Below are 24,750 nucleotides of genomic sequence, written 5' to 3' on the forward strand. Positions count from 1 at the left end.
GCCAGCGTTCGTCCTGAGCCAGGATCAAACTCTCCAATAAAGTTTGTTGCTGGTTCAAGCTGGCAAATCATGTAAAAATGATAGACTCATCAACGCTTTCGCTGTTCAGTTTTCAAGGAGCAAGTGCTTGTTGCTGTCCACCGAGCATTCATCGTTTTTCGTGATGGTGTCTCAAGGACAAGAACTAATCTATCATGTCATGCATAGGAGAGTCAATAGGTTTTTTGAAAAAGATTTCAGGTGAAATGCTCTTCCCCCAGTTTTCTGCGTCTCACGTACTTGGAAAGCTCATTCGGAGAGGCTATTCTGGCATACATACGGAACATAATGGAGTAGCGTTCCTCCATAGCGCGCTTCACCAAATAATCGATTCGTTTATCGCTAAAGTCGAGCAGCATTTCTTCGAGCTCCCGTTTCAACAAGTATTCTAGTTCTTGCACTTCTTTGGCATTAAACAAAAACCCTAACAACGATATCGCCTCCGCCTTACGAGTCTCACCTCTATCCTTTCCATCACCATTGAACCCTATTCAGCAGAAAAGCCCCCCAACAGGAGGGCTTCCATTTATTGTAAACTCCAAATTATTTCAGCAAATTCACTTGCTGCATTTGTTCCCCTACTACTGCTTTGAGAATGAGGGGGGTAATCGTACTCTCTACGATCGCTGCAATCAGAAGGAGACCGATAACGGTCAGCACAGCAGCTGGAAATTGCCTGAGGGTACCCTGCCAGTCATTTTTTACGCGCTCCAGATTGTGTGGCACAAACAGCAGCCCGACAGATCGAAGGCTAAGCAGCCCAAGGCGTATGCCGATACCCGCAGCAAACAGGACAGCTGGCAATTCAAAAATCCCATGCGGCAAAATTCCTGCGCTGAAAATCAGCCACGGACTAATCCCGCTTGCACCGTATGTCGACATGATGAACCCGAGCAACACCCCATTCGTCAGCATGCCAATTATGGGAAAAAACGCAAAGAACAGCCCGAGAGCCATCATCATCAAAGAGCTGAGCACATTGTTGGAAAAAATCATCCAAAATGTAGCAAACACCCCTCCCCCGCTCTCTTTGATCCGCTCCACAATTTCTTTCACCTGCCCCATCAAGCTCTGCGCCATGGATTCCACGCCGGGTACCTGCAAATAGCCAAGGAGACCGCCTCCGAAAAAAAGGAGACAAGCTGTCAAAAAAAATCGTTTGTTATCCAACCATAGACGTTGCAGTCTTCTGTTCATGAGCCACGCTCCTTTACTGCCTCTTCCTTTCACTATATGCATTGTAGCTCAACAATAGCCAATAGGCCAAAGAATATCCTTGTCTTCCCTGCATAAACTGTTATCGGACAAAGGAGGTGCCTATCCATGAAATTCATGTATGTCGTGAGTGCCAACCGCTTGAAGCAAATCCTCATTATCGCAGTAGCTATTCTGCTAACGGCCGGTATTGGCTATGCGGAACGCGATACGATCTCGGCTTTTTCCAGCAGCGGCAGCAAGCAGGGTCCCCAGGCCATTTACAAGGTAGACACCAAGGAGAAAAAAATCGCTCTCACCTTTGACATCAGCTGGGGAGAAACCCGCGCACTCCCTATCCTCGATGTTTTGAAAGAAAAAAATGTGAGCAAAGCAACCTTCTTCCTGTCCGCTCCCTGGAGCCAGCGACATCCGGAAATTGTAAAAAGGATCAAGGAGACTGGACTGGAAATCGGGTCGCATGGCCATAAGCATGACAATTACAGCAAGTACACAGATGAAGAAATTCGCAGTCAGATCGCAAAAGCAGATACGATCCTGACAGAGATGACTGGAAAAAAACCGAACCTGATTCGCATGCCAAACGGCGATTTTGACAAGCGCGTGCTGGAAATCGCCAATCGCATGGGCTATACGGTCATCCAGTGGGACACAGACTCCAGAGACTGGATCGAGCCGAAAAAAGATGTCATTGTCAAAAATGTCCTGTCCAAAGCCCATCCCGGCGACATCATCCTGATGCATGCAAGTGATTCCGCCAAGGAGACGCACCTTGCCCTTCCCGTCATTATCGATCAGCTGCGCAAGCAAGGATACGAATTTGTCACTGTATCCGAGCTGATCGCCGGCACCAGTATCCAGAGCAAAGAAGTCCATTAAACACAAAGAAGAACGCACACAAAAAAGCTGACCCGACAAAGGTCAGCTTTCTCTTTTTACCAGGCGATGCAAATGCATCACTTGCCACACGTTGCAAAACAGTAAGGGAACGAGCATGGACAAGGTCGCATGCACGTTGTCTTCCTTCAGGGCGGGAATCCATTCCACTGCCGTTACCACAAACATGAAAAACATCGTAGGAACCCACGCCGTCTTGTTCGTCAGCTTAACTTTTCCGTAAGCGGTAACCAAAGCGACAATCAATAGCAAAACCGGTTCGATAAAGTATGGCCCGATTCCTTTTCCTTCGCCAAGCGACGTGTAGCGGAGGTAAATCATATCGAAAAACACAAACAGGATGAAAAAAACCTGAATGCTCTTCCACAGGGAAGGGGTCCTGAAAATCGTTTTGGCAAAGTAATGAATCGTCATATACGCAAAAAAACCCATCTGGGCCACAATGCTAATGGTCATCCCATACAAAAGATACATCAGCGTGCCGACAAAAAAGTTGCCCGCGCTGCCTTCCAAGAGCTTATCCAAATCAAAAATAAAGGCGACCAGGACGCCTCCCAGTCCACCCAAGAGCAACGTGGTGACAAAGAGCCAGCCATACTTTCGCAAACTCACCAAACATTCCCTCCATTCCACATCGAATATGATTGTACCAATGGATACAAGAAAATACTAGCGTAAGAACAAAACAAAATGCGCACGTTACTGTTAGGCAGAGAAAAAAAGGAGGTGTCCATCCCATGAGAAGAAAGGCATTGTCTTTTTGGCTCTCCGCAATTGTCTGTCTGGTACTATCCAGTTGCTCAGGCGGCGGGCAAGCGCAAGGTTCGTCTCAGCCTGATTATAAAAGCGTCAAAGACATGGTGCTGGACATATTGCAGACTGACGAAGCGAAGCAATCGGTTGGCAAGATGATGAAGGACGAGAAGTTCAAGCAAAACCTGATGATTGACGAGTCCACTGTTCGCACCACATTGATACAAAGCATGACGAATCCGAACAGCCCCCACATCAAAGAGGCCTTCAAAGACCCGAAATTCGCCAGCACATTGGCCAAGTCGATGAAGGACGAACAAAAAACGCTGATGAAGGATTTGATGAAAGACCCCGAGTACCAAAAACAGCTCATCAGCGTAATGAAGGACCCCGAGTTTGAAAAAAATCTCATGGATTTGATGAAAAGCGCCGCTTACCGTCAGCAAACCATGCAGATCATGAAGGAATCCTTGCAAAGCCCTTTGTTCCAAGCAGAGCTGATGCAAATCATGACCAAGGTCTCGGAAGACCTGACAAAGCCAAAAGAACTGAAGCCAAAGAAAAAAGGCAAAGGCGGCAGCGGGGAGAGCGGAGACTCCAGCGGCGATTCCTCTTCCTAAGAAAAAAAGGTGAGCTCTCATTCAGAGCCCACCTTTTTGGTATCTGCCTACTTCCGGTCACATTTTTCGATAATGCGAAGCGCCATGTCCCGATACAGCTGGCCGATGGCAGAGCTTTCCCGATAAACGGAAGGAGAATAGTCCGGCTCAGATGGATGGTTGTCAGGCTGTCCCAATGGAATTTGTCCCAACAGCTCGGTCGCCAGCGTCTCTGCCAGCTTCCCTCCGCCTCCGCGGCCGAAAACGTACTCTTTGGAGCCGTCCTTTGCTTCGTACCAGGCCATGTTTTCCACGACACCGAGAATCTCGTGTCCCGTCCGTTTGGCCATCGCCCCTGCGCGTGCCGCTACAAAAGCTGCGGTAGGATGGGGCGTCGTCACGACAATCTCCCGGCTTTGGGGAATCATCGTATGCACGTCCAGTGCCATGTCTCCCGTTCCTGGGGGCAAGTCGAGCAGCATATAGTCCAGCTCTTCTCCCCAATGCACTTCCGTAAAGAAATTGCGAAGCATTTTCCCGAGCATCGGACCGCGCCAAATAATCGGCGAATTGTCCTCGACGAAGAAGCCCATGGACATGACCTTCACCTTTTGCTTTTCTACAGGGAGAATCGTTTCGCCAATCACGGTAGGACGCTGATCGATGTTCATCATGTCCGGCACGCTGAAGCCGTAGATGTCGGCGTCGATAATTCCCACCTTTTTCCCCAGTCTGGCCAGAGCGACGGCCAGATTGACGGTGACGGTCGACTTGCCTACGCCGCCTTTCCCCGACGTAATGGCAATAAACGTCGTGTTCGAATCCTTGGCCAAAATCGGATTGAGCAAAGGAGCTTGTCCCGGCGTCATGTTGTGCGTTTGTCCGCCCTGGGTCTTGCGGAGCTGAGCGCTGAGAGCCGCTCGCTCCTCATCTGTCATCGAGCCGAACTGCACCCGCACTTCCTCCGCTCCAAGCGCTTTGACAGCCCCTATGACGTCGTCTTCGATCTTGGCCTTGAGCGGACAGCCTGAGATCGTCAGAACGACTGTCAGGCTTACTGTAGCGCCCTCCACACGGATATCCCGGATCATGTTTAACTCGACCAGGCTGCGGTTGATTTCAGGGTCCTTTACATCGCGCAGCGCTTCCAGAATGTGTTCTCTGGTCAACATGGTTGTTCACCTCATCTATATCGTCTTGGCAATCATTTCTCCATACGGTTCTATCACAAGATGGTTTGCGCGTTCATTATAGCATATTCGGACGGGCGGGACACAGCCACCGCCCGCTCAAGGTGTAATCGGCGCCTTTTCTCCGGAATACTGCCGCAAAATCCCTTGGTAGATGGCATTGGCCATCGCTTTTTGGTACTCCGGACTTTGCAGCCGCTTCGCTTCCTCCGTGTTGCTGACAAATCCGACCTCGACCAAGACAGCCGGGCAGTTTACCTCGCGAATCAAAAACACGTTGTTGGTCTTGCTCGGCACCCGATCAGTATTGCCCAGCACCCGTTTGATCTCATCCTGGATCAGGTAGGATACTTCCGCGCTTTTTTTAAACGCAGGCGAGTAAAACGTTTGCGCTCCCGACCATTTGGGAGACGGTATGGAATTGACGTGAATGCTGACCAAAAAATCGGGAGAGCTGTCGTTCACCAGCTTCACCCGGTTGCGAATGTCTTCTGCCTTTCTTCTCTTGGCCAGATCAGCCTCCGGCGAAGCCAAATCCTTGTCTTCCTCTCGCGTCATGATGACAAACGCGCCTGACTGCTGGAGGAAATCGCGCAAATACATGCTGATGGCCAACGTCACCTCTTTTTCCACCACATCGCCCGAACCGGATATCGCGCCACCGTCTTTGCCCCCGTGTCCCGGATCGATGGCAATGACGGTTCCTGTCAGCGGCAGCGACCATGTCGTCCACGACGAGCGATCCGGTGATTCGTAGGTGAACAACACCACCAGTAAAGCGAAAGCCAGTATCCAGCCTACCCCTTTTCGTGTCACGGCGTATCGTCCCCTTTGTCCCATTCTCGTTCCATCATATGGACAAACAGGGACGAATATTCCACAGATAAGCCGGATCGGCTCGGAACTGCTACGTGCAGCGGTCCGTGCTTTTTGCAGCGTTATTTCTACTAGCGCAAAAAGGCCCCCGAACCGTAAAGTTCGAGAGCCTTGGCAAACGTACATATTAGCGTTTGGAGAATTGAGGCGCGCGACGAGCTGCTTTCAAGCCGTATTTTTTACGTTCTTTCATGCGAGGGTCGCGAGTCAGGAAGCCAGCGCGTTTCAGAGCGCCGCGCAGTTCTGGGTCTGCTTTCAGCAGAGCGCGAGCCACGCCGTGACGGATTGCACCAGCTTGACCGGTTGTTCCGCCGCCGTTTACGTTAACCAGCACATCGTAACGACCGAGAGTTTCAGTCAGAACGAGTGGTTGTTTTACGATCAATTTCAGTGTTTCCAAACCAAAGTAAGTATCCATATCACGTTTGTTGATTACAATGCGACCTTCACCTGGAACCAGGCGAACACGTGCTACGGAGTGCTTACGACGACCTGTACCGTAGTATTGTACTTGTGCCACGTATATTTCCTCCCTTTACCTTAACCGCGAATTTGCCAAACTTCTGGTTTTTGTGCTGCATGAGGATGCTCAGCGCCAGCGTATACTTTCAGCTTCGTGAACATTTGACGTCCCAAGCTGTTTTTCGGCAGCATGCCTTTTACAGCCAGTTCGAACATACGAGCTGGTTTCTTGTTCAGCATGTCGCCAGCTGTAGTCTTTTTCAGACCGCCTGGATACAGGGAGTGAGTGTAATAGATTTTGTCTTGCAGCTTGTTACCAGACAGTTTCACTTTATCAGCATTGATGACGATTACGAAATCGCCGGTATCAACGTGTGGGGTGAATTCAGGTTTCAGTTTGCCGCGCAGGATAGAAGCTACTTCGCTTGCCAGACGACCCAGCGTTTGGCCTTCTGCGTCAACGATGTACCATTTGCGCTCAACTTCGAGCGGTTTCGCCATATATGTGGTACGCATTTTTGTCCCTCCTAAATATCTTGCCATAACATGTCCATCTACTTATAACCAAAAAAGCAGAAACTTGCAATGGAAGATCATTGCTCGTAACGGGTGAGCAACTCTTCCAGGTGTTCCATATTTACGATCTTGTCTTTCAATCCCGGGGCTAGAGTGGGGCTAGGCGGGGTTAAAATACCAAGGAATATCGTACTACATTGCCGTCTCGTAGTCAAGTGTCTCCACTGGGTCTAATCATTGGAAATCCAGCTGCTAATAGACGACTTCCCACATCGTCAAACCTTTGGCTGGCGCTGTCTTCCCTGCCATCTCCCGATCTCGTGCCGCAAGGATCTGTTTCAGCTCATCGGGATGACGTTTGCCTTGCCCGACCTCTACCAAGGTACCTACGATAATGCGCACCATGTTGTACAAAAAGCCGTTGCCCCGGCACGTTACCCATACTTCACCGCCGGAGCGCTCCACAGTCAGGCTGTACAGCGTTCGCACCTTGTCCTCGACAAATGTTTTCGCTGAGCAAAAGGACGTAAAATCGTGCTCTCCGACCAAATGTCGGGCCGCCTGCTGCATCGCCTCCACGTCCAGCGGAAAGCGGATGTGGTCGGCATAGCGATGGCGAAATACATCTGCGACAGGATTGTTGTCGATGCAATAGCGATACTCCTTCACCTTCACGTCAAACCGGGCGTGAAAGGACTCTGACACCTCTTCTACGGATCGGATCACGATCGAATCGGGCAACTGATTATTCAGCACAAACCGCCATTTGTCCAGAGGAATATGGCTGTTGGTATCAAAATGAATCACCTGTCCGCGCGCGTGCACGCCGGCATCGGTACGACCCGAACCATGGATTTGGATTTCCTCTCCCGTGATTCGCTTCAAAGCGGCTTCGATCTCCCCCTGCACCGTTACCTGGTCGGGCTGAACCTGAAAACCGCTAAAGTCTGTTCCGTCGTATCCCAAAACACAGCGCAACCGTTTCATGTGCGCCACCATCCAATCATCATCGCCAGCAAAATCCCGGCACCGGCCATGCCGACATCCCGCCAGGTAAACGCCAGCTTGTGCAGTCTGGTTCGCCCGACTCCACCGCGATACCCGCGCGCTTCCATCGCTAAGGCAAGATCCTCTGCCCGGCGAAACGCACTGACGAACAGCGGGATGGCAATCGGAATCAGGCTCTGCGCTCGCTTCACGAGACTTCCGCTCGTAAAATTGGCTCCTCTGGCCGTCTGCGCCTTGATAATTTTATCCGTCTCTTCCATCAGGGTCGGAATGAAACGGATCGCAATCGACATCATCAGGGCAATATCGTGCACGGGAACACCGAACCGGGCAAATGGCCCAAGCAGACGCTCCAGTCCTTCCGTCAAATCGATCGGCGAAGTCGTCAGCGTCAGCAAGGAGCTAATCACCACCAGCAGTCCCAAGCGCAAGGAAATGAAAATCGCTTGCTGCACGCCGCGTTCCTCGACGGTAAACCAGCCCCATTGGAAGTACACCGCGCCGCCTTTCGTCAGAAAGATATGGAGCACGATGGTAAAGACGATCAAAATCCAGACCGGCTTCAAGCTTTTCAGGAGATAGCCAAGCGACAGCCTGGAGAGCAGCCCGGCATACAAGGTAAAGCCGACCAACACGCCATACGTAAGCGCATTGTTGGCCAGAAAGACGAGCGTGGCAAAAAGAATGATAAAGAGCAGTTTGCTTCGCGGATCGGCGCGATGTAAAAAGGAATGCCCAGGTACGTATTGACCAATGGCAATATTTTGCAGCATGCCTAGCCCCCCTTCGGTACGGACAGTCGTTCCAGCAGATGGGCAATCAACTCTTCCTCCCGATAAACGGAGTTCGGCAGACTGTCTTTGTCCGGCAGCAACTGATTCAGCCGCGACACAAAGGCGACTGTCTCCGGCACATCCAAAGCGAGCTCGCGGAGGCGCTCTGCCTGCATGAAGACTTCATCCGGCCTGCCCTGCAAGGCTACGGTGCCCTGGGCCAGCACCAGCAAGTAGTCTGCGTACCGCGCGGCTTCCTCCATGCTGTGAGTGACCAGCAGCGTCGTCAGCTTTTGCTCCTGATGAATGCGGTAGATCGCTTCCAGAATCGCCTGACGCCCCATCGGGTCCAGTCCTGCCGTCGGCTCGTCCAATACAAGCACTTTGGGCTGCATGGCCAGGACTCCCGCCAGTGCGACACGGCGCATTTGCCCGCCACTCAGGTGAAAAGGCGAACGATCCTTGATTGTTTCGTAATCCAGTCCTACAATTTCAAGCGCTTCTCTCACGCGGGCTTCTACCATCGCTTCCGGCAAGTCAAAGTTGGAAGGTCCGAAGGCCACATCCTTTGCTACCGTTTCCTCAAACAGTTGATGCTCCGGATATTGGAAAACAAGTCCGATATTCCGTCTTTGCGCGTGAGGCAACCGCTGCTTCGAGGTGATAACCGTGTCTCCCAAGGTAATGGTTCCCGCACTCGGCAAAAGCAAGCCGTTCAAATGCTGAATCAGCGTAGACTTGCCAGACCCTGTCTGTCCGATAATCCCGACAAACGAACCGGATGGAATCGTAAACGAAATATCGTGCAAGGCTACGCGTTCAAACGGTGTTCCTTGTGCGTAGATATGGCTTACCTGGTCAAAAGTAATCTGCATACGTGCTCCACCAGCTCCTCTTGGTGCAGTACAAACGGTAGATCAATCCCTTTGGAAGCCAACATGTGTCGGAGGCGGACAGCAAAGGGAACGTCCAATCCTACCCCTTTCAAACGTTCGACCTGGTTGAACACGTCACCAGGCGGCCCTTCCATCAGAACTTCCCCGGCATTCATCACAACGACCTTGTCCGAATAGACCGCTTCTTCGGGAAAATGGGTAATATTAATGATAGTAATCCCTTCGTCGCGATTCAGCCGTCTGACCAGCTGCATCACTTCCTGTCTGCCTTGGGGGTCCAGCATAGCTGTTGCCTCATCCAGAATGATGACGGATGGCCGCATCGCCATAATGCCTGCGATTGCCACGCGCTGCTTTTGTCCCCCCGACAGCCGATGCGGCTGCGCCAGCAAATACGACTCCATCCCGACCGAAGCCAATGCCTCATCAATACGCTGTCGCATCTTTTCAGGAGCGACGCCCATGTTTTCCAGCCCAAAGGCCACATCATCTTCCACCGTAGCCCCGACAATCTGATTATCAGGGTTTTGAAAGACCATGCCCACGTGGCGACGTATTTCCCAAATCATTTCCTCTCGGGACGTATCCATTCCACAGACGAAAATTTTGCCGCCCTCAGGCAGCAGCAAGGCGTTCATCAGCTTCGTCATCGTAGACTTGCCCGAACCGTTATGACCCAATACAGACACAAAGGAACCCTTTGGAATGGTCAGGTCGACGTCCTTCAAGACCGGGACACGGCTGCCGCTTTCATCGTCATAGGTATAGGATACATCTTGCAGCACCAGCAGGTTTTCTTCATTCATGAGGCATTCACAACCTCCCCAGCCTTCGCAGACTAGCAGGATTTCACCTTTCGTAGAAAGAAAAAAAGGGTTGAATCAGAGTCCAGCCTATGACCAGATCTGCCCCCACCCTTTTCACGGTCCATTACCGGTATCGAGGTTGTGTCTCGTTCCCCATGTAAAACGACCAGTTTCTATCCACGATTAAACGAATTCGATGTACGCCATCGGAGCAGCGTCGCCGCGGCGAGGGCCGGCTTTCAGGATACGTGTGTATCCACCGTTGCGCTCTTTGAAGCGAGGCGCGATTTCATCGAACAGTTTTTGTACAGCATCGCGACCTTCTGCATTCGCAACTTCTTTGCGAACGAAAGCAGCCACTTGACGACGAGCATGCAGATCGCCGCGTTTCGCGAGCGTTACCATTTTCTCAGCGATTGGGCGCAGTTCTTTCGCCTTCATCTCTGTAGTTTCGATACGCTCGTTGATGATCAGGTCAGTTACCAAGTCGCGGAACAACGCTTTACGAGCTGCACTACGACGACCCAATTTACGGTATGCCATGTCTTTACCTCCCTTTTCAAACTGGCCCCACTACGTAGAACCCTCTACTACAGTCGGCAGCCAGATCTGTACTCTCCCCTCAAGGGGACAGACGCGAGAGAACGAAAGTCTGCTGTCTGGATTCGCCACTCTAGTCGTCGCTACGCAGGGACAGGCCCAGTTCAGCCAGCTTTTCCTGCACTTCTTCCAGAGATTTGCGACCCAGGTTGCGGACTTTCATCATGTCCTCTTCGGTCTTCTGCGTCAGCTCCTGCACGGTATTGATACCGGCACGCTTCAGGCAGTTGTAGGAACGAACAGAAAGATCCAGCTCTTCGATAGTCATCTCCAACACTTTTTCTTTCTTGTCTTCCTCTTTTTCTACCATGATCTCGGCATCTTTCGCCTCATCGGTCAGACCGACAAACAGGTTCAAGTGCTCCGTCATGATTTTTGCGCCGAGACTTACGGCTTCTTCCGGACTGATGCTGCCGTTTGTCCAAACCTCAAGCGTCAACTTGTCATAGTTGGTCATTTGCCCTACGCGGGTATTTTCCACTTGATAGTTAACGCGCTTGATCGGCGTATAGATCGAATCAATCGGAATCACGCCAATAGGCAGATCCTCAGACTTGTTTCCATCTGATTGAACATAACCACGACCACGTCCAGCTGTCATGCGGATATGCAGACGACCGCCATTGGCCAACGTTGCAATATGAAGATCAGGGTTTAAGACCTCCACATCACTGTCAGCACGGATATCCCCCGCTTTGACAACGCCTTCGCCTTCTGCATCGATCTCGATTACTTTTTCTTCATCGGAATGGATCTTCAGCGCCAAGCCTTTGATGTTCAGGATGATCTCGGTTACATCTTCAACGACGCCTTCTACGGTAGAGAACTCGTGAAGAACCCCGTCAATTTGAACAGTACGGACTGCCGCGCCTGGCAAGGACGAAAGAAGAATCCGTCTCAGCGAGTTGCCAAGAGTAGTTCCGTATCCGCGCTCCAGAGGTTCTACAACAAATTTCCCATACGAGTTGTCGTCGCTAACTTCCACAACCTCGATTTTTGGTTTTTCTATTTCTATCATTAAACAAACCCTCCTTCAAAACGTCGAAATCCTTGGGTGGGCCGCATACGTGCCCACTCAGGAATTTCCCCGGCGGTTTACCGTTTGCGTGCATGACAAGCTATAAATCAGAATTTACCATTCTAGTATGGACATGTTCTGAACAATATAAACCGTTACACGCGGCGACGTTTTGGTGGACGGCAACCGTTGTGCGGAATTGGCGTCACGTCTTTAATCATGTTCACTTCAAGACCAGCAGCTTGCAGGGAACGGATCGCTGCTTCACGACCAGCACCTGGGCCTTTTACCGATACTTCAAGGGAACGCATGCCATGTTCCATAGCAACACGTGCAGCCGCTTCAGCAGCCATTTGCGCAGCAAACGGAGTGCTTTTACGGGAGCCTTTGAAGCCGAGGGAACCAGCGCTGGACCAAGAGATCGCGTTACCGTGTGGATCTGTAATGGTTACGATCGTGTTGTTGAAAGTGGAGCGAATGTGCGCTACGCCGACTTCAACATTCTTGCGATCACGACGACGGGTACGAGTTGCTGTAGCCTGTTTTCTTTTCGCCATGTCAGATTACCCTCCTTTACTTCTTCTTGTTAGCTACTGTACGACGTGGGCCTTTACGTGTACGAGCATTTGTTTTTGTACGTTGACCGCGAACTGGCAGTCCACGACGGTGACGGATTCCACGGAAGCATCCGATTTCCATCAGACGCTTGATGTTCAAGGAAATCTCACGACGGAGATCGCCTTCCACCTTCACGTTCTTGTCGATGTACTCACGCAGTTTGCTAACTTCCTCTTCTGTCAGATCGCGAACACGAGTGTTCACATCTACGCCAGTAGCGGCCAGAATTTTTTGAGACGTGGGGCGGCCAATACCAAAAATGTAGGTAAGAGCAACTTCAACGCGTTTTTCGCGCGGCAAGTCTACGCCTGCAATACGTGCCATGTGTCAAAAGCACCTCCTTGTTTACCCTTGTTTTTGCTTATGCTTAGGATTTTCACAAATAACCATTACGTTACCTTTACGACGGATAACCTTGCATTTCTCGCAGATCGGTTTAACCGAAGGTCTCACTTTCATGGTTCTTGCCTCCCTTTTCTAGGGGTTTTGCTTGCTATTTATAGCGGTACGTAATACGTCCGCGAGTCAAGTCGTACGGCGACAGTTCAACAGTTACTTTATCCCCCGGCAGGATGCGGATAAAGTGCATGCGGATTTTTCCAGAGACGTGAGCAAGGACTTTGTGTCCATTCTCCAATTCTACTCGAAACATAGCGTTCGGCAAAGGCTCAATTACTGTGCCTTCTACCTCAATGACATCATCTTTTGCCATGGTAAACTCTCCTTTCTTCTGCTCTTCAGTCGGACCATGAGTTTTGCGAAATGATCACACAACGAACTTATCGTCGACACGTTGGACGACAATCCCGAATCACTCGGAACTCTCCCTTTACGTTCGTGTAAAAATCTCATAGCCATCTTCCGTAATCGCGATGGTGTGTTCAAAATGAGCACATGTTTTCCGATCCAATGTTACTACCGTCCAATTGTCCTCCAATGTGCGGACATAACGTTCGCCGGCATTCACCATTGGCTCAATTGCCAACACCATGCCTGGTTTCAACCGTGGACCCCGATCAGGAGGGCCGTAGTTAGGAACCTGCGGATCTTCGTGCAAGTTTTGCCCAATCCCATGCCCCACATACTCGCGGACGAGTGTGAAGCCGGCAGCTTCTGCGTGAACCTGAATGGCGTGAGAGATATCGGACAATCGTCCACCAGGGACAGCCTTTTCAATCCCTTTAAACAACGATTCTTCCGTTACCCGCAACAGCTTTTCGTTTTCCGCTGAAATTTTGCCGACCGGATACGTCCAAGCGGAGTCTCCATGGTACCCCTGAAACTGGGCACCGATGTCGATACTGATGATGTCTCCTTCTTGCAACACCCGTTTCCCTGGGATCCCGTGTACGAGTTCTTCATTGACTGAAGCACAGATACTACCTGGAAAGCCACCGTAGCCTTTAAATGATGGAACTGCTCCCATGCTGCGAATAAATGTCTCGGCAATTTCGTCTAGCTGCTTTGTCGTGACACCAGGCTTGATCGCCTTGGCCAGCTCTTGATGGGTGAGTGCGACGATTCGACCAGCTTCGCGCATAACCTCAAGTTCTGCTTTCGACTTCAGGATAATCATTCGGCAATTACCCTCTTAGCAATGACTTAATTTCCGCAAACACTACCTGGATATCTTGTTCCCCATTGATATCTCGCAGGAGTTCCTGTGCGGAGTAGTAGTCGATGAGCGGCTGAGTCTGGGCGATATTGACATCAAGACGCTGTGTGACCACTTCGATCTTGTCGTCATCACGCTGATACAGCTTGCCGCCATCCTTGTCACACACGCCAGCCTCTTTTGGAGGATTGAACATCGTGTGATAGCTAGCTCCACATACAGGGCAGATCCAGCGACCGGTCAGACGTTCAATCAATTGCTCGCGACGAACGTTGATGTTAATCACATGATCAATTTCGCGTCCCAGCTCTTTGAGGGTAGCTGTCAACGCTTCTGCCTGCGGAACCGTGCGCGGAAAACCATCCAGCAGGAATCCCTTTGCGCAGTCGTCCATCGAGAGGCGCTCCCGCACAATTCCGATGACTACTTCATCGGGAACAAGCAAACCTTTATCCATAAAGGATTTGGCTTGCAGTCCGAGCGGCGTTTCATTTTTCACCGCAGCTCGGAACATGTCGCCAGTCGAAATGTGCGGGATGTCAAACTCTTTTACGATACGTTCTGCCTGTGTTCCTTTACCGGCACCAGGCAGCCCCATCAGAATTATATTCACGTCCATTCCCTCCGTCCCATCACGAAAAGCTACAGAGGCTTTTCTGAAACATCTAAGTCATTACTTGATAAACCCTTGGTAATGGCGTTTGATCATCTGGCTTTCGATCTGCTTCATGGTGTCGAGGGCTACCCCGATCACAATCAAGAGCGAAGTGCCGCCGATGTAAATCTGCTGCGGCAGGTTAGCCAGCTTACTGAAGAAGAATGGCAAGATAGCAATTGCCATCAAGAACAATGCGCCAGCCAATGTTAGACGGTTTAGTGTACGAGTAATGTATACCTCAGTGTTTTTGCCGGGTCGGATACCAGGAATGTAACCGCCATTTTTTCTCATGTTTTCTGCCATTTGCACAGGGTTGATCTGAACAAATGTGTAGAAATAGGTGAAACCGAGAATCAGAATAGCGTACAGCGTCATTCCCAACGGTTCATTGACTTGGAAGTTGCGATAGATCCAGTTGGCGAACCCGGTTCCGGATGCATCCACCCAAAACTGCGCGATTGTCGACGGGAACATGACCAGCGAGACGGCAAAGATGACAGGAATTACGCCGGCAGAGTTGATTTTCAGCGGAATGTGCGTGGATTGACCACCGTACATTTTGCGTCCAACCACTCGCTTCGCGTATTGCACTGGAATCTTGCGGATCCCTTGCTGCATGAAGATAACCCCGACGATAATGGCGAGGATCACCAGCAGAATGATCACAACTTTGACGATGCTGAAGAATACGTTTTGAGAAGGATCAGCAAACTGCGTACTGTAGATTGTCATAATCCCGTTTGGAATGTTAGCGACAATCCCGGCAACGATCAGGATCGAAATCCCGTTCCCGATTCCTTTCTCCGTAATCTGTTCCCCCATCCACATCATGAATGCGGTCCCAGCCGTCAGTGTCAACGCAATGAGTGCATAGCTGCCAATAGACGTGTCCTTGAGCAAGCCAGGCGCCATATTATTAAAGCCGATTGTCATCCCTACAGACTGAATCAACCCGAGGATGATTGTCGCATAGCGGGTTACGGTAGCAATCTTGCGACGGCCAACTTCCCCTTCGCGTGCCCATTGCGTCAGCTTAGGCACTACATCCATCGACATCAGCTGCATGATAATCGATGCCGTAATATATGGCATGATACCCATGGCAAAAATCGAGAAGTTTTGCAGTGCTCCACCAGAGAAGGTGTTCAACAAGCCCAACAAGTGGTTTGTGTTCTGCTGAAACAGCTCGACGTTTACGTTGGGAACCGGTACAAAGCTACCGATCCGGAAGACGACCAACATCATGAGAGTAAACAGGACCTTCCGACGTAAGTCGCCAATCTTAAAAATGTTAGTTAAGGACGCTAACATTAGATCACCTCGGTTGTTCCACCGACTTGAGCGATCTTCTCAGCAGCAGCTCCGGAGAACTTGTGAGCTTTTACAGTCAGCTTCACAGTCAGTTCGCCGTTAGCAAGAACCTTAACACCGTCGCGCAGCGCGCTGATCACACCAGTTTCTTTCAACAGCTCAGGCGTTACGACAGTACCCTCTTCAAAACGGTTCAGCGCATCCAGGCTAACAATCGCAAATTCCTTGCGGCTGATGTTAGTGAAACCGCGCTTAGGCAGACGGCGGTACAATGGGTTTTGACCACCCTCGAAACCAAGGCGAACTCCGCCGCCGGAACGAGCGTTTTGACCTTTGTGACCTTTACCAGCAGTTTTGCCAGTACCGCTACCGATACCGCGACCGATGCGCTTACGAGTGTGACGGGAACCTTCAGCAGGCTTCAGTTCATGCAATTTCATACGTTGCACCTCCTAACTAATTGAGATGTAGGGTTATGCTTCTACTTCTTTCACTTCAACCAAGTGCTTCACTTTGAAAATCATTCCACGAATGGCAGGGTTGTCTTCCTTCACGACAGTGGAATTGATTTTGCGAAGACCCAGAGCTTTTACAGTACCTTGTTGGTCGGCCGTACGACCGATCAGACTACGTTTGAGGGTGATTTGCAGCTTTGCCATGTTCATTCCCTCCTTATTAACCCAACAACTCGTCAACAGTCTTACCGCGCAATTTCGCGACTTCTTCCGCTGTTTTCAGACGGCCGAGGCCTTCCAGCGTAGCGTTGACCATGTTGATAGGATTGTTGGAACCAAGAGATTTGCTCAAGATATCGCCTACACCAGCCAGTTCGAGTACGGCACGAACAGGTCCACCAGCGATCACTCCTGTACCAGGGGCAGCAGGCTTGATGAGAACTTTACCGGCACCGAATTGGCACATTACTTCGTGTGGAATGGTTGTTCCTCTCATCGGTACACGGATCAATTTTTTCTTAGCATCGTCAATCGCTTTGCGAATGGCGTCAGGAACTTCTTGAGCTTTACCCATACCAGCACCAACGTGGCCGTTACGGTCTCCCACAACAACCAGGGCGCTGAAGCTCATGCGACGTCCACCTTTAACCGTTTTAGCTACGCGGTTAACAGCGACTACTTTTTCTTCGAGCTCTAATTTGCTAGGGTCGATACGCATTCCTTACCCTCCTTGTTGTTAGAATTGCAGACCAGCTTCGCGAGCTGCTTCTGCCAGTGCTTTAATACGTCCATGATAGATGTAACCACCGCGGTCAAAGATCACTTCTGTCGTACCTTTCTCTTGTGCACGCTTAGCGATCAATGTACCAACAGCTGCAGCAGCTTCCACGTTAGCGCCGTTTTTCAGCCCCAGCTCTTTATCGAGAGAAGATGCAGATGCCAGTGTTACGCCAGATGCATCGTCAATCAGTTGAGCGTAGATGTGCTTGGAAGAACGGAACACGTTCAGGCGCGGACGAATCGCAGAACCAATCACGCGTTTGCGGATGCGCAGATGACGTTTTTTCCGAGCTTTGTTTTTATCAGCTTTCGTAAACATTAAGCGGCCTCCTTTCTCATGAAGCTAGAAGCTTATTTACCTTTTTTACCTTCTTTACGACGAACCACTTCGTCGCTGTACTTGATCCCTTTGCCTTTGTATGGCTCAGGCTTGCGCAGCGAACGAATCTCAGCAGCAACTTGACCTACGCGCTCTTTGTTGATGCCTTTTACCACCAGAGTGGTTTGGTTTGGTACATCGATTTCGATACCCGCTTCTGGAGTAACTTCCACTGGGTGGGAGAAACCAAGAGAAAGAGTAACGCCGTTCCCGCTTTTCGCAGCACGGTAACCTACACCGACGAGCTCCAAAGTGCGAGTGAAGCCTTCGGATACGCCTTTTACCATGTTGGCAACCAGCGCACGAGTTGTACCGTGCAGGGAGCGGTGAAGTTTGTTGTCGCTTGGACGCTCTACAACAACTTCGTTTTCAGAAATCACGATTTTCATATCTGGATGGAAGTTACGAACGAGTTGACCCTTAGGGCCCTTTACCGTCAGCTCAGTTCCGTTCAGAGTGAGGGTAACGCCTGCAGGTACCACGATCGGTTTTCTACCGACACGAGACATGTGGTGCACCTCCTGTGCTTTTTACAATCTGTGAATTACCAAACGTATGCAAGAACTTCTCCGCCAACATGCGCCTGACGAGCTTGCTTGTCAGTCATAACACCGTTGGATGTGGAGATGATCGCGCAACCGAGGCCACCCAATACCTTAGGTACTTCGTTGTTTTTCGCATACACACGAAGTCCTGGTTTGGAGATACGCTTCAGACCTGTGATAACGCGCTCGTTGTTCGCACCGTATTTCAGGAATACGCGGATGATTCCTTGTTTGTTGTCCTCAACAAACTCAGCATCACGGATGAAGCCTTCTTCTTTCAGAATGCGCGCGATTTCCTTCTTGATGGTGGACGCTGGGATCTCCACTTTCTCGTGGCGAACCATGTTAGCGTTACGAATACGTGTCAACATATCTGCGATTGGATCAGTCATAACCATGAGAGAAAACCTCCTTCCCGTTTCAAATTACCAGCTTGCTTTTTTCACGCCTGGAATTTGACCTTTATAAGCAAGTTCACGGAAGCAAATACGGCAGAGTTTAAATTTGCGCAATACGGAGTGCGGGCGTCCGCAACGCTCGCAACGAGTGTATGCGCGCACGGCAAACTTCGGCTGCCGCTGTTGCTTGATGATCATAGATTTCTTTGCCACATTCTTCCCTCCTTACGAGTGGGTTTATTTACGGAATGGCATACCCATTTGAGTCAGCAGCTCACGAGCTTCCTCATCCGTTTTCGCAGTAGTCACGATTACGATGTCCATACCGCGAACCTTGTCAATTTTATCGTACTCGATCTCAGGGAAGATCAGCTGTTCCTTCAGACCAAGTGTGTAGTTACCGCGACCGTCAAATGCCTTGGAAGAAACTCCACGGAAGTCACGAACACGCGGAAGGGATACATTCATCAATTTGTCGAGGAAGTGGTACATACGCTCGCCGCGCAGGGTAACCTTTGCACCGATCGGCATACCTTCACGCAGTTTGAAACCCGCGATGGATTTCTTCGCGCGAGTTACTACAGGCTTTTGACCAGCGATGATTTGCAGGTCTTCAACCGCAGCATCCAAGGCTTTCGCGTTGCCTACCGCTTCGCCAACACCCATGTTGATGATGACCTTTTCCACCTTCGGCACTTGCATGATGGAAGTGTAGTTGAACTTGCTCATCAGGCCAGGCACGATTTCTTTTGTATACTTTTCTTTCAATCTTGTTGCCATCTAGGATATCCTCCTTTCCAACCTGACTACTTGTCGATTACTTCGCCAGACTTTTTCGCGTACCGAACTTTCTTGCCGTTCTCCAATACTTTGTAACCGATGCGAGTAGCTTTTCCGGACTTCGGATCGATCAAAGATACGTTGGAAACGTGAATCGCTGCTTCTTGAGTCACAATGCCACCTTGCGGGTTAGCCTGGGACGGACGGCTGTGTTTTTTCACGAGGTTGATTCCTTCAACCAGTACGCGTTCTTTCTTCGGATAAGCAGCGAGAACGCGACCTTTTTTGCCTTTATCTTTGCCCGCAATTACGATAACAGTGTCGCCTTTTTTAACGTGCATCGCCTGGTGCACCTCCTATCGAACAAACTGCCTGAGTTTTTCCGTTCAATTAGATAACCTCTGGAGCCAGAGAGATGATCTTCATGAAATCTTTGTCGCGGAGCTCACGAGCTACTGGTCCAAAGATACGAGTACCACGTGGGGACTTATCTTCTTTGATGACTACCGCTGCATTTTCATCAAAACGGATGTAAGAACCATCTTGACGACGAACGCCGCTTACAGAACGAACTACAACTGCTTTCACTACTTGACCTTTCTTGACAACGCCGCCGGGTGTAGCGGATTTTACGGAGCATACGATAACATCACCGATGTTCGCCGTTTTGCGACCGGAACCACCCAGAACCTTGATGCACATGAGTTCCTTTGCACCGGAGTTGTCAGCAACAGCCAATCTCGTCTGAGTTTGGATCATTTACTGTTCCTCCTTTCGGAATTGATATCCGAAAATCTGACTTATACGATTACTGCCTCTTCGACGATACGTACCAAACGGAAACGTTTATCTTTGGACAAAGGACGAGTTTCCATCACTTCTACGATGTCGCCCACTTTTGCCGTATTGTTCTCGTCGTGAGCCTTGAACTTTTTGGAGTATTTCACGCGTTTGCCGTACAATGGGTGTGTCTTGTACGTTTCAACAAGCACAACGATGGTTTTATCCATTTTGTCGGAAACAACGCGACCTACAACGGATCGACGCATATTGCGTTCTGCGGTCATCGTTCAAACCTCCTTCCTTTAATTAGCCGATTCCCAATTCTCTCTGGCGCAGGATGGTTTTCGCACGAGCAATATCCTTACGCACTTGTTTGATGCGAGATGTGGTTTCGAGTTGACCCGTAGCCAACTGGAAACGAAGGTTGAACAACTCTTCTTGCAAAGAAGCGACGTTTTGTTCGATCTCGGCAGTGGTCAAATTACGGAACTCATTAGCCTTCATGTGCGTCACCACCCACTTCTTCACGCTTCACGAATTTGCACTTGATAGGCAGCTTGTGCATAGCAAGGCGCATAGCTTCGCGAGCGACTTCTTCAGGTACGCCAGCAAGTTCGAACATGATCTTGCCTGGCTTCACTACCGCTACCCATTTCTCAGGAGAACCTTTACCGGAACCCATCCGTACTTCGAGCGGTTTTTGTGTAATTGGCTTGTCAGGGAAGATTTTAATCCACACTTTACCGCCACGCTTGATGTAACGAGTCATCGCGATACGAGCAGCCTCGATCTGACGGTTAGTTACCCAAGATGGCTCCAATGCTTGCAATCCGTATTCACCGAACGCAACAGTAGTACCGCCTTTTGCGTTACCAGCCATTTTCCCGCGGTGTTGTTTACGGTGTTTCACGCGTTTTGGCGTCAACATGATTACTTGCCTCCTTCCTCAGTAGCGACGTTCTTTCTCGCTGGAAGGACTTCTCCACGGTAAATCCACACTTTTACGCCGATGCGACCATAAGTGGTATGAGCTTCAGCAGTACCGTAGTCGATGTCGGCACGCAGAGTGTGAAGCGGAACAGTACCTTCGCTGTAACCTTCAGAACGTGCGATATCCGCGCCGCCAAGACGACCGCTTACCAAGGTTTTGATACCTTTCGCACCTGCACGCAGCGTACGAGTGATCGCTTGCTTTTGCGCACGACGGAAAGAAATGCGGTTTTCCAATTGACGAGCGATGTTTTCCGCTACCAGCGTAGCATCCAGATCCGGACGTTTTACTTCGTTGATATTGATATGAACGCGTTTGCCTGTCAGATCAGTCAAAGATTTGCGCAGAACTTCCACCTCTGCTCCACCTTTACCAATTACCATACCAGGCTTAGCGGTGTGAATCGTTACGTTCACGCGATTAGCTGCGCGCTCGATTTCGATAGTGGATACAGCAGCATCTTTCAGACGCCCTTTTACAAACTTGCGGATTTTCAAGTCTTCGTGCAACAGAGTTGCGAAGTCCTTGTCAGCGTACCATTTGGACTCCCAGTCACGAATGACACCGATCCGAAGACCTACCGGGCTTACCTTTTGACCCACACGTAATCCCTCCTTATTTCTCGTTTAGTACCACTGTGATGTGGCTTGTGCGTTTATGGATGCGGCTTGCGCGACCCATAGCGCGCGGACGGAAACGCTTCAACGTAGGACCTTGGTCTACGAAGATTTTGCTAACTACCAGGCTGTTAGGATCCATTTCGTAGTTGTGCTCAGCGTTTGCAATAGCCGACTTCAGGAGTTTTTCAACAACTGGAGAAGCTGCTTTTGGCGTGTGCTTCAGGATCGCCAATGCTTCACCTACTTGCTTGCCTCGAATCAAGTCAACCACGAGGCGGACTTTACGAGACGCAATGCGAATATTGCGAGCAACTGCTCTTGCTTCCATCTTTGTACCTCCTCTCTGTCAAGAGAAAATTAGCGCTTCTTGGATTTCTTGTCGTTGTCGACGTGACCCTTGAAGGTACGAGTTGGTGCGAACTCACCCAATTTGTGACCAACCATGTCTTCTGTTACGTATACTGGCACATGTTTGCGACCATCGTATACGGCAAACGTGTGTCCTACGAACTCAGGGAAGATGGTGGAACGACGAGACCAGGTTTTGATCACGCGTTTCTCGTTCTTTTCATTTTGCTCGTCAACTTTTTTCATCAAGTGGTCATCCACGAAAGGACCCTTTTTTAAGCTACGTCCCATTAGTGAACCTCCCTTCGCCAAAGGCGTTCGGTTATTGTATCAGCCTACCTTACTTCTTACGGCGGCGGATGATGTATTGGTCGGACTTGTTCTTCTTCTTGCGAGTCTTGAGACCCAAGGTTGGTTTACCCCAAGGAGTAACAGGTGCTTTGCGACCGATTGGAGCGCGACCTTCACCACCACCGTGTGGGTGATCGTTCGGGTTCATTACGCTACCGCGAACAGTTGGACGGATACCCAACCAGCGGGAACGACCTGCTTTACCGATATTCACCAGTTCGTGATCGAGGTTACCAACTTGACCGATGGTAGCGCGGCATACGTTGTGGATGCGGCGAGTTTCACCGGAAGACAGGCGCACGATTACGAAATCGCCATCGCGACCCAGCAGTTGAGCGGAAGCACCAGCTGCACGAACCAGTTGGCCGCCTTTACCAGGTTTCAGCTCGATGTTGTGGATGGTAGTACCTACCGGAATTTTTTCCAGTGGCAGCGCATTACCGATTTTGATGTCTGCATCTGCTCCGGAAATGATCTCGTCTCCTACTTTCAGGTTGTGAGGAGCGAGGATGTAGCGTTTTTCACCGTCAACATAGTTGATCAGTGCGATGTTAGCGGAACGGTTTGGATCGTACTCGATAGTAGCTACGCGACCTACGATGCCATCTTTGTTGCGCTTGAAGTCGATAATACGGTATTTACGTTTATGACCGCCACCTTGATGACGTACGGTAATTCTACCTTGGTTGTTGCGACCAGCTTTTTTGCTAAGAGGCGCCAGCAAGGATTTTTCGGGAGTCGACGTAGTGATCTCCTCGAAAGTAGAAACCGTCATTTGGCGACGACCAGGAGAAGTCGGTTTAAACTTTTTGATACCCATGTGAATACCCTCCTTTTCGGTAGTCGTCGAGGTTATACGCCCTCGTAGAAGGCCAATTCTTTGCTGTCATCCGTCAGCTTCACGATTGCTTTCTTCCACTCGGATGTGTAACCGGAGTATTTTCCGTAGCGCTTTGGTTTGGCAGGGACACGGATCGTGTTAACTGCTTCTACTTTCACGCCGAACACTTTTTCAACAGCTTGCTTGATTTCGGTTTTGTTGGCTTTGATTGGTACTTCGAACACGTACTTCTTCTCAGCCATCATATCAGTGGTGCGCTCGGTAATGACAGGGCGCTTTAGGATGTCGTGAAGGCTCTTCATTATGCGAGCACCTCCTCTACTTTCGCAACCGCGTCTTTCGTCACGATTACTTTGTCATGCGCTACCAGATCCAGAACGTTAATGCCTGCAGCATCGACGAATTTGGCACCTGGGATGTTACGGGAAGAGAGAGCTACGTTTTGATCGAACTCGGAAGTTACGATCAGAACTTTGCGATCTACTTTCAGGTTGTTCAAAACAGCGGTCATTTCCTTGGTTTTAGGAGCTGCAAAGTTCAGTGCATCCAGGACCAGGAGTTCGTTGTTTTGTACTTTTGCGGACAGGGCGGATTTCAGAGCCAGACGGCGAACTTTACGGTTCAGTTTGTAACCGTATTTGCGCGGAGTTGGACCGAATACAACACCGCCACCTTTCCATTGCGGAGCGCGAATGGAACCTTGGCGTGCGCGACCTGTACCTTTTTGACGCCATGGCTTGCGGCCACCACCGCGTACCTCAGAACGGTTCTTTACATCGTGTGTACCTTGACGTTGGGATGCTTGTTGCATCACGATCGCATCGTACAGAACAGCGTTGTTAGGCTCAATCCCGAATACGCTATCTGCCAATTCGATTTCGCCAACTTGAGAACCAGCTTGGTTATAAAGAGCTACTTTCGGCATGTCAGTTCCTCCTTTCCCTAGTGTTTCTTGACTGCCGTCGATACCAGTACGCAGCTGTTTTTCGGACCAGGCACGGAGCCTTTCACGAGAATCAGGTTGCGAGCAGTATCTACTTTAACAATTTCCAGGTTTTGAATGGTAACGTTGTCGCCACCCATTTGTCCTGGCAGGGTTTGACCTTTGAAAACGCGGTTTGGAGCAATAGCACCCAGGGAACCAGGGCCGCGATGGTAACGCGAACCGTGAGCCATAGGGCCGCGAGATTGATTGTGACGTTTGATCGCACCTTGGAAACCTTTACCCTTGGTTACGCCAGAGACGTCAACGAATTCTCCCTCGGCAAAAATGTCTACTTTCAACTCTTGACCAACCTCGTAATCAGCGAGGTTTACACCGCGAATTTCGCGAATGAAGCGCTTAGGAGCAGTGTTAGCTTTTGCTGCATGTCCTTTTTCCGGCTTGTTAGCGCGCTGTTCCTTTTTGTCTTCGAAGCCGATTTGGATCGCTTCGTAGCCATCGTTCTCCACGTCTTTCTTTTGAAGAACCACGTTAGAACCTGCTTCGATAACCGTTACAGCAATCGCTGTTCCGTTTGGACCAAAAACTTGGGTCATGCCCAGTTTTTTCCCTAAGATTCCTTTGGTCATTTGTGCCACCTCCTGTATTTATTTCAGCAAAACATGTTTATGTTGTATCAAGTCCCC

42 protein-coding genes are annotated in these 24,750 nt (G+C 50.1%); 2 read left to right on the plus strand and 40 right to left on the minus strand.

What is annotated here, in order from left to right; genetic code table 11:
- Positions 1-236: 236 nt before the first annotated feature.
- The gene (locus tag ACTHO6_RS17260; protein ID WP_007787097.1) at positions 237-470 is read right to left on the minus strand and encodes a hypothetical protein; all 234 of its coding nucleotides are present in this window, start codon (positions 468-470) and stop codon (positions 237-239) included.
- Positions 471-582: 112 nt separating this feature from the next.
- Positions 583-1,236, minus strand: a complete 654-nt coding sequence (locus ACTHO6_RS17265; RefSeq protein WP_440242997.1) for a stage II sporulation protein M — start codon at positions 1,234-1,236, stop codon at positions 583-585.
- 126 nt (positions 1,237-1,362) lie between these two features.
- Between ACTHO6_RS17265 and pdaB the strand changes: the two genes are divergently transcribed.
- Positions 1,363-2,133 (plus strand): polysaccharide deacetylase family sporulation protein PdaB, encoded by a 771-nt coding sequence (gene pdaB / locus ACTHO6_RS17270; RefSeq protein WP_440242998.1) that lies wholly within the window; start codon positions 1,363-1,365, stop codon positions 2,131-2,133.
- Between the two features lie 42 nt (positions 2,134-2,175).
- On the opposite strand, the gene ACTHO6_RS17275 is transcribed toward pdaB, so the two are convergent.
- On the minus strand, positions 2,176-2,763 hold the full coding sequence (locus ACTHO6_RS17275) for a KinB-signaling pathway activation protein (protein ID WP_440242999.1): 588 nt from the start codon (positions 2,761-2,763) through the stop codon (positions 2,176-2,178).
- A gap of 125 nt (positions 2,764-2,888) precedes the next feature.
- On the opposite strand from ACTHO6_RS17275, the gene gerD reads away from it, so the two are divergent.
- Complete coding sequence (gene gerD, locus ACTHO6_RS17280) at positions 2,889-3,524, plus strand: spore germination lipoprotein GerD (protein ID WP_440243000.1); 636 nt, start codon at positions 2,889-2,891, stop codon at positions 3,522-3,524.
- A 47-nt stretch (positions 3,525-3,571) separates the two neighbouring features.
- Here gerD and ACTHO6_RS17285 read toward each other — a convergent pair whose 3' ends face one another.
- From ACTHO6_RS17285 to rplC, 37 genes are all read right to left on the minus strand, one after another.
- A complete protein-coding gene (locus ACTHO6_RS17285; protein ID WP_440243001.1) occupies positions 3,572-4,675 on the minus strand; it encodes a P-loop NTPase in 1,104 nt (367 codons plus the stop codon).
- Positions 4,676-4,792: 117 nt separating this feature from the next.
- Positions 4,793-5,509 (minus strand): N-acetylmuramoyl-L-alanine amidase CwlD, encoded by a 717-nt coding sequence (gene cwlD / locus ACTHO6_RS17290; RefSeq protein ID WP_440243002.1) that lies wholly within the window; start codon positions 5,507-5,509, stop codon positions 4,793-4,795.
- Between the two features lie 187 nt (positions 5,510-5,696).
- Positions 5,697-6,089, minus strand: a complete 393-nt coding sequence (gene rpsI, locus ACTHO6_RS17295; RefSeq protein ID WP_376877489.1) for a 30S ribosomal protein S9 — start codon at positions 6,087-6,089, stop codon at positions 5,697-5,699.
- A gap of 20 nt (positions 6,090-6,109) precedes the next feature.
- Complete coding sequence (gene rplM / locus ACTHO6_RS17300; RefSeq protein WP_440243003.1) at positions 6,110-6,547, minus strand: 50S ribosomal protein L13; 438 nt, start codon at positions 6,545-6,547, stop codon at positions 6,110-6,112.
- 252 nt (positions 6,548-6,799) lie between these two features.
- On the minus strand, positions 6,800-7,534 hold the full coding sequence (gene truA, locus ACTHO6_RS17305) for a tRNA pseudouridine(38-40) synthase TruA (RefSeq protein ID WP_440243004.1): 735 nt from the start codon (positions 7,532-7,534) through the stop codon (positions 6,800-6,802).
- Positions 7,531-8,328 carry an energy-coupling factor transporter transmembrane component T family protein gene (locus ACTHO6_RS17310; RefSeq protein ID WP_440243005.1) on the minus strand — a complete coding sequence of 266 codons (798 nt, stop codon included), beginning with the start codon at positions 8,326-8,328 and terminating at the stop codon, positions 7,531-7,533. Before ACTHO6_RS17310 ends, truA begins: the two co-directional genes overlap by 4 nt.
- A gap of 2 nt (positions 8,329-8,330) precedes the next feature.
- A complete protein-coding gene (locus ACTHO6_RS17315) occupies positions 8,331-9,203 on the minus strand; it encodes an energy-coupling factor transporter ATPase (RefSeq protein WP_440243006.1) in 873 nt (290 codons plus the stop codon).
- Positions 9,179-10,030: an energy-coupling factor transporter ATPase gene (locus ACTHO6_RS17320; RefSeq protein WP_440243007.1), complete on the minus strand. Its 852-nt coding sequence runs from the start codon at positions 10,028-10,030 to the stop codon at positions 9,179-9,181. The genes ACTHO6_RS17315 and ACTHO6_RS17320 overlap by 25 nt, the downstream gene beginning before the upstream one ends.
- Before the next feature lie 183 nt (positions 10,031-10,213).
- Entirely contained in the window at positions 10,214-10,573 is a 360-nt protein-coding gene (gene rplQ, locus ACTHO6_RS17325) for a 50S ribosomal protein L17 (protein ID WP_005828799.1), read from the minus strand.
- Between the two features lie 130 nt (positions 10,574-10,703).
- On the minus strand, positions 10,704-11,648 hold the full coding sequence (locus ACTHO6_RS17330) for a DNA-directed RNA polymerase subunit alpha (RefSeq protein WP_005828801.1): 945 nt from the start codon (positions 11,646-11,648) through the stop codon (positions 10,704-10,706).
- Between the two features lie 155 nt (positions 11,649-11,803).
- Complete coding sequence (gene rpsK / locus ACTHO6_RS17335) at positions 11,804-12,205, minus strand: 30S ribosomal protein S11 (RefSeq protein WP_440243008.1); 402 nt, start codon at positions 12,203-12,205, stop codon at positions 11,804-11,806.
- A gap of 16 nt (positions 12,206-12,221) precedes the next feature.
- Positions 12,222-12,590, minus strand: coding sequence for a 30S ribosomal protein S13 (gene rpsM, locus ACTHO6_RS17340; RefSeq protein WP_440243009.1), 369 nt, complete (start codon positions 12,588-12,590; stop codon positions 12,222-12,224).
- A 21-nt stretch (positions 12,591-12,611) separates the two neighbouring features.
- Entirely contained in the window at positions 12,612-12,725 is a 114-nt protein-coding gene (gene rpmJ, locus ACTHO6_RS17345; RefSeq protein ID WP_003333770.1) for a 50S ribosomal protein L36, read from the minus strand.
- A 34-nt stretch (positions 12,726-12,759) separates the two neighbouring features.
- Complete coding sequence (infA, locus tag ACTHO6_RS17350; protein WP_003333772.1) at positions 12,760-12,978, minus strand: translation initiation factor IF-1; 219 nt, start codon at positions 12,976-12,978, stop codon at positions 12,760-12,762.
- Positions 12,979-13,095: 117 nt separating this feature from the next.
- A complete protein-coding gene (gene map / locus ACTHO6_RS17355) occupies positions 13,096-13,842 on the minus strand; it encodes a type I methionyl aminopeptidase (protein ID WP_440243010.1) in 747 nt (248 codons plus the stop codon).
- A 7-nt stretch (positions 13,843-13,849) separates the two neighbouring features.
- Positions 13,850-14,494 (minus strand): adenylate kinase, encoded by a 645-nt coding sequence (locus tag ACTHO6_RS17360; protein WP_309479292.1) that lies wholly within the window; start codon positions 14,492-14,494, stop codon positions 13,850-13,852.
- A 60-nt stretch (positions 14,495-14,554) separates the two neighbouring features.
- Positions 14,555-15,850, minus strand: a complete 1,296-nt coding sequence (secY, locus tag ACTHO6_RS17365) for a preprotein translocase subunit SecY (RefSeq protein WP_440243011.1) — start codon at positions 15,848-15,850, stop codon at positions 14,555-14,557.
- A complete protein-coding gene (gene rplO / locus ACTHO6_RS17370) occupies positions 15,850-16,290 on the minus strand; it encodes a 50S ribosomal protein L15 (protein ID WP_440243012.1) in 441 nt (146 codons plus the stop codon). The genes secY and rplO overlap by 1 nt, the downstream gene beginning before the upstream one ends.
- Before the next feature lie 33 nt (positions 16,291-16,323).
- Positions 16,324-16,509, minus strand: coding sequence for a 50S ribosomal protein L30 (gene rpmD / locus ACTHO6_RS17375; protein WP_440243013.1), 186 nt, complete (start codon positions 16,507-16,509; stop codon positions 16,324-16,326).
- A gap of 16 nt (positions 16,510-16,525) precedes the next feature.
- The gene (gene rpsE, locus ACTHO6_RS17380; protein WP_440243014.1) at positions 16,526-17,023 is read right to left on the minus strand and encodes a 30S ribosomal protein S5; all 498 of its coding nucleotides are present in this window, start codon (positions 17,021-17,023) and stop codon (positions 16,526-16,528) included.
- A gap of 18 nt (positions 17,024-17,041) precedes the next feature.
- The gene (gene rplR / locus ACTHO6_RS17385) at positions 17,042-17,404 is read right to left on the minus strand and encodes a 50S ribosomal protein L18 (protein WP_440243015.1); all 363 of its coding nucleotides are present in this window, start codon (positions 17,402-17,404) and stop codon (positions 17,042-17,044) included.
- A 32-nt stretch (positions 17,405-17,436) separates the two neighbouring features.
- On the minus strand, positions 17,437-17,973 hold the full coding sequence (gene rplF / locus ACTHO6_RS17390) for a 50S ribosomal protein L6 (protein WP_440243016.1): 537 nt from the start codon (positions 17,971-17,973) through the stop codon (positions 17,437-17,439).
- A 35-nt stretch (positions 17,974-18,008) separates the two neighbouring features.
- On the minus strand, positions 18,009-18,407 hold the full coding sequence (gene rpsH, locus ACTHO6_RS17395; RefSeq protein ID WP_005828827.1) for a 30S ribosomal protein S8: 399 nt from the start codon (positions 18,405-18,407) through the stop codon (positions 18,009-18,011).
- A gap of 27 nt (positions 18,408-18,434) precedes the next feature.
- Positions 18,435-18,620 carry a type Z 30S ribosomal protein S14 gene (locus ACTHO6_RS17400; protein ID WP_005828830.1) on the minus strand — a complete coding sequence of 62 codons (186 nt, stop codon included), beginning with the start codon at positions 18,618-18,620 and terminating at the stop codon, positions 18,435-18,437.
- 24 nt (positions 18,621-18,644) lie between these two features.
- Positions 18,645-19,187: a 50S ribosomal protein L5 gene (rplE, locus tag ACTHO6_RS17405; protein WP_440243017.1), complete on the minus strand. Its 543-nt coding sequence runs from the start codon at positions 19,185-19,187 to the stop codon at positions 18,645-18,647.
- Between the two features lie 26 nt (positions 19,188-19,213).
- Positions 19,214-19,528, minus strand: coding sequence for a 50S ribosomal protein L24 (gene rplX, locus ACTHO6_RS17410; protein ID WP_440243018.1), 315 nt, complete (start codon positions 19,526-19,528; stop codon positions 19,214-19,216).
- A gap of 49 nt (positions 19,529-19,577) precedes the next feature.
- A complete protein-coding gene (gene rplN, locus ACTHO6_RS17415) occupies positions 19,578-19,946 on the minus strand; it encodes a 50S ribosomal protein L14 (protein ID WP_122906767.1) in 369 nt (122 codons plus the stop codon).
- A 41-nt stretch (positions 19,947-19,987) separates the two neighbouring features.
- A complete protein-coding gene (gene rpsQ, locus ACTHO6_RS17420; RefSeq protein ID WP_440243019.1) occupies positions 19,988-20,254 on the minus strand; it encodes a 30S ribosomal protein S17 in 267 nt (88 codons plus the stop codon).
- Positions 20,255-20,276: 22 nt separating this feature from the next.
- Complete coding sequence (gene rpmC, locus ACTHO6_RS17425) at positions 20,277-20,474, minus strand: 50S ribosomal protein L29 (RefSeq protein WP_440243020.1); 198 nt, start codon at positions 20,472-20,474, stop codon at positions 20,277-20,279.
- Positions 20,464-20,898: a 50S ribosomal protein L16 gene (gene rplP / locus ACTHO6_RS17430; protein ID WP_007787078.1), complete on the minus strand. Its 435-nt coding sequence runs from the start codon at positions 20,896-20,898 to the stop codon at positions 20,464-20,466. Before rplP ends, rpmC begins: the two co-directional genes overlap by 11 nt.
- Before the next feature lie 2 nt (positions 20,899-20,900).
- Positions 20,901-21,563 (minus strand): 30S ribosomal protein S3, encoded by a 663-nt coding sequence (rpsC, locus tag ACTHO6_RS17435; RefSeq protein ID WP_440243021.1) that lies wholly within the window; start codon positions 21,561-21,563, stop codon positions 20,901-20,903.
- A gap of 13 nt (positions 21,564-21,576) precedes the next feature.
- Positions 21,577-21,909 (minus strand): 50S ribosomal protein L22, encoded by a 333-nt coding sequence (gene rplV / locus ACTHO6_RS17440; protein ID WP_005828844.1) that lies wholly within the window; start codon positions 21,907-21,909, stop codon positions 21,577-21,579.
- 29 nt (positions 21,910-21,938) lie between these two features.
- Positions 21,939-22,220 carry a 30S ribosomal protein S19 gene (gene rpsS / locus ACTHO6_RS17445; RefSeq protein WP_440243022.1) on the minus strand — a complete coding sequence of 94 codons (282 nt, stop codon included), beginning with the start codon at positions 22,218-22,220 and terminating at the stop codon, positions 21,939-21,941.
- 49 nt (positions 22,221-22,269) lie between these two features.
- Entirely contained in the window at positions 22,270-23,100 is an 831-nt protein-coding gene (rplB, locus tag ACTHO6_RS17450) for a 50S ribosomal protein L2 (RefSeq protein ID WP_440243023.1), read from the minus strand.
- A 32-nt stretch (positions 23,101-23,132) separates the two neighbouring features.
- Positions 23,133-23,423 (minus strand): 50S ribosomal protein L23, encoded by a 291-nt coding sequence (gene rplW, locus ACTHO6_RS17455; protein ID WP_440243024.1) that lies wholly within the window; start codon positions 23,421-23,423, stop codon positions 23,133-23,135.
- Positions 23,423-24,046, minus strand: coding sequence for a 50S ribosomal protein L4 (rplD, locus tag ACTHO6_RS17460; RefSeq protein ID WP_440243025.1), 624 nt, complete (start codon positions 24,044-24,046; stop codon positions 23,423-23,425). Before rplD ends, rplW begins: the two co-directional genes overlap by 1 nt.
- A gap of 17 nt (positions 24,047-24,063) precedes the next feature.
- Entirely contained in the window at positions 24,064-24,693 is a 630-nt protein-coding gene (rplC, locus tag ACTHO6_RS17465; protein WP_440243026.1) for a 50S ribosomal protein L3, read from the minus strand.
- Between the last annotated feature and the right edge of the window lie 57 nt (positions 24,694-24,750).

Origin of the sequence: Brevibacillus sp. SAFN-007a, from assembly GCF_051967035.1 — a bacterium.
In the GTDB taxonomy this organism is placed as follows: Bacteria; Bacillota; Bacilli; order Brevibacillales; family Brevibacillaceae; genus Brevibacillus.

Bases quoted from the DNA above. Each gene is read 5' to 3' on its own strand.
- rplQ (WP_005828799.1), bottom strand. From the start codon at position 10,573: ATGGCATACCGTAAATTGGGTCGTCGTAGTGCAGCTCGTAAAGCGTTG.
- pdaB (WP_440242998.1), top strand. From the start codon at position 1,363: ATGAAATTCATGTATGTCGTGAGTGCCAACCGCTTGAAGCAAATCCTC.
- rplE (WP_440243017.1), bottom strand. From the start codon at position 19,187: ATGGCAACAAGATTGAAAGAAAAGTATACAAAAGAAATCGTGCCTGGC.
- secY (WP_440243011.1), bottom strand. From the start codon at position 15,850: ATGTTAGCGTCCTTAACTAACATTTTTAAGATTGGCGACTTACGTCGG.
- rpsE (WP_440243014.1), bottom strand. From the start codon at position 17,023: ATGCGTATCGACCCTAGCAAATTAGAGCTCGAAGAAAAAGTAGTCGCT.
- infA (WP_003333772.1), bottom strand. From the start codon at position 12,978: ATGGCAAAAGATGATGTCATTGAGGTAGAAGGCACAGTAATTGAGCCT.
- rpmC (WP_440243020.1), bottom strand. From the start codon at position 20,474: ATGAAGGCTAATGAGTTCCGTAATTTGACCACTGCCGAGATCGAACAA.
- rpmJ (WP_003333770.1), bottom strand. From the start codon at position 12,725: ATGAAAGTGAGACCTTCGGTTAAACCGATCTGCGAGAAATGCAAGGTT.
- rplR (WP_440243015.1), bottom strand. From the start codon at position 17,404: ATGTTTACGAAAGCTGATAAAAACAAAGCTCGGAAAAAACGTCATCTG.
- rplN (WP_122906767.1), bottom strand. From the start codon at position 19,946: ATGATCCAAACTCAGACGAGATTGGCTGTTGCTGACAACTCCGGTGCA.
- rplC (WP_440243026.1), bottom strand. From the start codon at position 24,693: ATGACCAAAGGAATCTTAGGGAAAAAACTGGGCATGACCCAAGTTTTT.
- map (WP_440243010.1), bottom strand. From the start codon at position 13,842: ATGATTATCCTGAAGTCGAAAGCAGAACTTGAGGTTATGCGCGAAGCT.
- rpmD (WP_440243013.1), bottom strand. From the start codon at position 16,509: ATGGCAAAGCTGCAAATCACCCTCAAACGTAGTCTGATCGGTCGTACG.
- rpsK (WP_440243008.1), bottom strand. From the start codon at position 12,205: ATGGCGAAAAGAAAACAGGCTACAGCAACTCGTACCCGTCGTCGTGAT.
- ACTHO6_RS17310 (WP_440243005.1), bottom strand. From the start codon at position 8,328: ATGCTGCAAAATATTGCCATTGGTCAATACGTACCTGGGCATTCCTTT.
- gerD (WP_440243000.1), top strand. From the start codon at position 2,889: ATGAGAAGAAAGGCATTGTCTTTTTGGCTCTCCGCAATTGTCTGTCTG.
- rplW (WP_440243024.1), bottom strand. From the start codon at position 23,423: ATGAAGAGCCTTCACGACATCCTAAAGCGCCCTGTCATTACCGAGCGC.
- rpsS (WP_440243022.1), bottom strand. From the start codon at position 22,220: ATGGGACGTAGCTTAAAAAAGGGTCCTTTCGTGGATGACCACTTGATG.
- ACTHO6_RS17320 (WP_440243007.1), bottom strand. From the start codon at position 10,030: ATGAATGAAGAAAACCTGCTGGTGCTGCAAGATGTATCCTATACCTAT.
- rplB (WP_440243023.1), bottom strand. From the start codon at position 23,100: ATGGGTATCAAAAAGTTTAAACCGACTTCTCCTGGTCGTCGCCAAATG.
- ACTHO6_RS17315 (WP_440243006.1), bottom strand. From the start codon at position 9,203: ATGCAGATTACTTTTGACCAGGTAAGCCATATCTACGCACAAGGAACA.
- ACTHO6_RS17265 (WP_440242997.1), bottom strand. From the start codon at position 1,236: ATGAACAGAAGACTGCAACGTCTATGGTTGGATAACAAACGATTTTTT.
- rplM (WP_440243003.1), bottom strand. From the start codon at position 6,547: ATGCGTACCACATATATGGCGAAACCGCTCGAAGTTGAGCGCAAATGG.
- rpsQ (WP_440243019.1), bottom strand. From the start codon at position 20,254: ATGACCGCAGAACGCAATATGCGTCGATCCGTTGTAGGTCGCGTTGTT.
- rplO (WP_440243012.1), bottom strand. From the start codon at position 16,290: ATGAAATTGCATGAACTGAAGCCTGCTGAAGGTTCCCGTCACACTCGT.
- ACTHO6_RS17330 (WP_005828801.1), bottom strand. From the start codon at position 11,648: ATGATAGAAATAGAAAAACCAAAAATCGAGGTTGTGGAAGTTAGCGAC.
- rpsM (WP_440243009.1), bottom strand. From the start codon at position 12,590: ATGGCACGTATTGCAGGCGTAGACTTGCCGCGCGAAAAACGCGTTGAA.
- rpsH (WP_005828827.1), bottom strand. From the start codon at position 18,407: ATGGTTATGACTGATCCAATCGCAGATATGTTGACACGTATTCGTAAC.
- rplX (WP_440243018.1), bottom strand. From the start codon at position 19,528: ATGCACGTTAAAAAAGGCGACACTGTTATCGTAATTGCGGGCAAAGAT.
- rplP (WP_007787078.1), bottom strand. From the start codon at position 20,898: ATGTTGACGCCAAAACGCGTGAAACACCGTAAACAACACCGCGGGAAA.
- ACTHO6_RS17285 (WP_440243001.1), bottom strand. From the start codon at position 4,675: ATGTTGACCAGAGAACACATTCTGGAAGCGCTGCGCGATGTAAAGGAC.
- rplV (WP_005828844.1), bottom strand. From the start codon at position 21,909: ATGGAAGCAAGAGCAGTTGCTCGCAATATTCGCATTGCGTCTCGTAAA.
- truA (WP_440243004.1), bottom strand. From the start codon at position 7,534: ATGAAACGGTTGCGCTGTGTTTTGGGATACGACGGAACAGACTTTAGC.
- rplD (WP_440243025.1), bottom strand. From the start codon at position 24,046: ATGCCGAAAGTAGCTCTTTATAACCAAGCTGGTTCTCAAGTTGGCGAA.
- rplF (WP_440243016.1), bottom strand. From the start codon at position 17,973: ATGTCTCGTGTCGGTAGAAAACCGATCGTGGTACCTGCAGGCGTTACC.